Genomic DNA, 2,486 nt, shown 5'->3' with positions numbered 1-2,486 from the left:
GAAGATATTAGCGTCTTAAATGACGTTGATCTTCAGCTGCTTTATTCTATAATTACCCTATTTCAAAAAATTTAGTTCTATACAAATACTGATTTCCCGTAGTTAAATCATACTGCACTAATTTTAAATCGTAAGTACTTTATAATGAGCTGAATATGAAAAAATTTGAAATCCCCCTATACTATTATCATAAAAAGTATAGGAGGATTTTTTATACAATGGAAGAAACTGAAATTGTTGAAGTAAAACCAACTAAAAAACGGAAAACAGCAACTAAAATTAAAACAACCAAATTGAATTTAGATGCTGAAATTAAATTTGATAAGGTGAAAATTTTGTTGTGTCACGGAGTTGATACTGAAGTAATGAATGACGTCTGGGAGTTGATAAAGAAATATGTTAGTTAATTATCACTCTCCTAAACATGTATATATTGTTTGTGGCAACACTGATTTACGTAAAGGAATCGATANCTCCTAAACATGTATATATTGTTTGTGGCAACACTGATTTACGTAAAGGAATCGATACACTGGCAATTTTAATTGCCGATAATTTTGGTATGAATCTTTATAATGATTCAATCTTCTTGTTCTGTGGTCGAAGAAACGACAGATTTAAAGCTCTTTATTGGGATGGTGAAGGTTTTATACTACTCTATAAACGTTTCGAAAATGGTAATTTAACTTGGCCGAAAACTAGTGAAGAAGTTAAAGAATTAGATAACCAACAAATTGACTTACTTTTAAGTGGACTTAATCCTTTACCACAACCCAAAGTACATTTAGCACCAAAAGGTGCATTTTATTAAAAATTTTTCTTTACTAAAAACGCTGCCTACTGGTATGCTTTTAAGCATAATCTTAAAAGAGGAGGTGGCGAACTATGGATAAAGACAAAAGAATAGAGGAGCTTGAAAAGGAAAATCAACAACTTCATAAAAAGATTGAAGAATTGTCTGAAACTATTAAGCTTCTCAATGCCCGTATTTTTGGAAAAAAAACGGAAAAATTAGATAAAAATCAACTTTCATTTTTTTCAGAGGCTGAATTAGAAGAATTAGATATAGATTCTGATATTTCATCTAAAGAAAATGAAGAAGTTGAAGTAGAGCTTAGAGTAGTTTGCCACCGAAAAGTTAAACCACGTGGTCAACGAGCTGAGTTTCTTGATACTTTAGTACAAGTAGATGTCGTTCATGATCTTGAACAAAAAAATTGTGCTGATTGTCATGAAAAACTCACTCTAATTGGCAAAAAATGTGTTTATCGAGAGGTAGGCTTGAAACAACCTGAGCTTTTTTGTCGTAATCATTATCAGCAAACCTATAAATGTGAAAATTGCCACCCAAAAGGTGGCGATAAAATAGTTGCCGGTAAAGTACCTACTAGTCCTATTTTTCCACATAGTTATTTTTCCAGTAGTGTATTGGCTCAAGTAGTTACTTCTAAATATTTAATGGCTGTACCATTGAATAGACAAGCAATATATTTTAAACATATTGGCTTACCAATAGATACAAAGCATATGGCACGTGCCATCATTAAATTGAGTGAACAGTTAGAAACGGTTCACGATGAACTTACTAAGATTTTATTGAAAAATCCGGTTATTCATATGGACGAAACTCCTTTTCAGGTGTTGGAAGAAAAGAATCGAAGTAAATCGTATTTTTGGGTAATGAGAACGACAGAAGAATTTTCAAATCATCAAATAGTGGTGTTTAATTACTCTAGTAGCCGAAAGCAAGAAAATATTTCTAATCTGGTTGGAGCTTACACTGGAGCAATTATGTGTGATGGTTATAATGCCTATAGCAGTGAAATGTATCCACAAATTACATATGGTAGCTGTTTGGTGCATATACGCAGACATTTTGTGGAAATAGTCAAATCTTTAAAACAAGGAAGAGGATCATATGCAGTAAGAGCGGTAGAATTATTAAATCGTATTTTTAAAGAAGAAAAGAAGCTTGAGTATCAAAATGCAGAAGAAAAAGTACTGAAGCGGAAGCTTCATTTGAAAAAATATGTTGATGAATTCTACGATTTTCTGGATACTATCCCTAATCCTAGCAGTAAATTAAAGAAAGCTGTTGAATATGCCAAAAAATTTCAGCCTAGATTAGAAAATATATATAAAATTGGCGAACTCCCTCTATCAAACAATCCGATAGAACAAGTGATTAGGCTATCTACCTTAGTTCGTAAGAACTCATTGTTTGCGAGAAGCGTTGATGGTGCCAAAGCTAGTGCAATATTTTATAGTTTAGTTCAAACAGCCAAGTTGAATGGCTTAGATATATTCAAGTATTTCAACTACATTTTCTCACTATTAGAAAAACGAGAAAATGTCAAGGTTGGAGCTTATTTGCCATGGAATTCTAAAGTTAAAGAAATTTGTACAAAGTAAGGCCCTCAAAATCACTAGGAAAATGTGATTTTGAGGGCCTTTTTATCTGTAATGTCACACTATAGTGTGTTTAC

At 32.2% G+C, this 2,486-nt stretch carries 3 protein-coding genes; all 3 read left to right on the top strand.

Annotated elements, in window-relative coordinates; genetic code table 11:
• Window positions 1-155 precede the first annotated feature (155 nt).
• Window positions 156-407, top strand: a complete 252-nt coding sequence (locus tag DRW42_RS28335) for a hypothetical protein (RefSeq protein WP_113952219.1) — start codon at window positions 156-158, stop codon at window positions 405-407.
• 17 nt (window positions 408-424) lie between these two features.
• A complete protein-coding gene (gene tnpB, locus DRW42_RS28330; protein ID WP_113952218.1) occupies window positions 425-811 on the top strand; it encodes an IS66 family insertion sequence element accessory protein TnpB in 387 nt (128 codons plus the stop codon).
• 74 nt (window positions 812-885) lie between these two features.
• Window positions 886-2,412, top strand: a complete 1,527-nt coding sequence (gene tnpC / locus DRW42_RS28325) for an IS66 family transposase (protein ID WP_047035087.1) — start codon at window positions 886-888, stop codon at window positions 2,410-2,412.
• Window positions 2,413-2,486 lie beyond the last annotated feature (74 nt).

Source organism: Pedobacter miscanthi, assembly GCF_003315595.1.
Classification (GTDB): Bacteria; Bacteroidota; Bacteroidia; order Sphingobacteriales; family Sphingobacteriaceae; genus Pedobacter; species Pedobacter miscanthi.
This window is presented reverse-complemented; position numbering and strand designations above follow the sequence as displayed.

Bases quoted from the DNA above. Each gene is read 5' to 3' on its own strand.
- DRW42_RS28335 (WP_113952219.1), top strand. From the start codon at position 156: ATGAAAAAATTTGAAATCCCCCTATACTATTATCATAAAAAGTATAGG.
- tnpC (WP_047035087.1), top strand. From the start codon at position 886: ATGGATAAAGACAAAAGAATAGAGGAGCTTGAAAAGGAAAATCAACAA.